Source organism: Bartonella sp. AC130YNZD (genome assembly GCF_042196865.1).
In the GTDB taxonomy this organism is placed as follows: domain Bacteria; phylum Pseudomonadota; class Alphaproteobacteria; order Rhizobiales; family Rhizobiaceae; genus Bartonella.
In genome coordinates, this window is the sequence record NZ_JBHIQZ010000119.1 from 1 (window position 1) to 1,055 (window position 1,055).

Annotated in this window: 1 protein-coding gene and 1 pseudogene; both read right to left on the reverse strand. The window is 36.4% G+C overall.

Annotated features, from left to right (window positions below; translation table 11 throughout):
* Positions 1 to 551, reverse strand: a 551-nt coding sequence (locus ACFINU_RS10005) for a DUF6990 domain-containing protein (protein ID WP_375667689.1), incomplete at its 3' end; no start/stop codon positions are given.
* 6 nt (positions 552 to 557) lie between these two features.
* Positions 558 to 1,055: pseudogene (locus ACFINU_RS10010) on the reverse strand (hypothetical protein); the annotation flags it as partial.

Sequence of the window (1,055 nt, forward strand, 5' to 3'; positions counted from 1 at the left end):
ATATCGTCTAACTCCCCATTCTTATAGGCTTGTGCAAATAAAATAAGGCGATCAATCCATTCTATGGTTGCGTAATCAGCAAACTCTGGAACATGTAATTGGGGTGCCGGTTTATCAGACCTTAAAGCATCCATATCGCCAAGCAATGCTTGTGCAACAGCAGAATGATTAACGGCTTCTTCATGTAATTTTTGTTCAATATTCTGCGTTTGTGCCCATGCAATCACTTTATTTAGAGCTTCCTCAATATGGCTTTCAGAAAGATTCTGTGCCACAATTCCGAAATTTTCTTCTGCAGAAATCAACATATCATCATATTTATAGCGCGACTGTTCGCCATTAGAATATTCCCTAGCAAGGCAATAAGCGGCTGTAGTAAGATCAACTGATAGCCGCAACTTTCCACCATCTTCTCCATAATCTATAACATCGTAAAGAATGCGTATTATACGATCAGAAAGATGATAATAAGCAAAGGTATCTCCCACTTCATGGCGATAAGTTTCCCAGCCTAATCTTTTTAAAATCTCTGTTACGTCTTTCGTTTTCATTATGCTTCACTTCCCTTTTAAATAGCTTGGATGCCGATCAACTTCATGGTGCAGTATCCCTTCATCCCACTCCTTACCTAGCTGATTTTTAGCCCAATTTTTGTTAAATTCATCTAATTTTTTCTCCAATTCTTCTACACTGCCTTTAAACTTATCTATAGTACCTTTAAGATCTTTTTTATATTGATCAAATTTTTCTTTATTTTGCTTAAGATACTTTTCAGCTTCAGGACCACAAAATTTCATGCTTCCTGTTGTTCCACATATTTCTCTTAAACCTTTCTGCCCTGCACTTAATCTGGCTTTACCTGTTTTCGTCTCATTAAACGCTGGTTTTCCATCCTTAATAAAAGTGATATCAGGACGTGTTCTTACCTTAATTTTACCTTTATCTGTCCTCATTTCAATTTCAATCGTTAATTCTTTTTCGCTTGGTGAAAATCCTTCCTCCTCTAATCTTTGTTTTTCCTCATCGCGTTTTTTGTCATGATATTTCCTACCTTT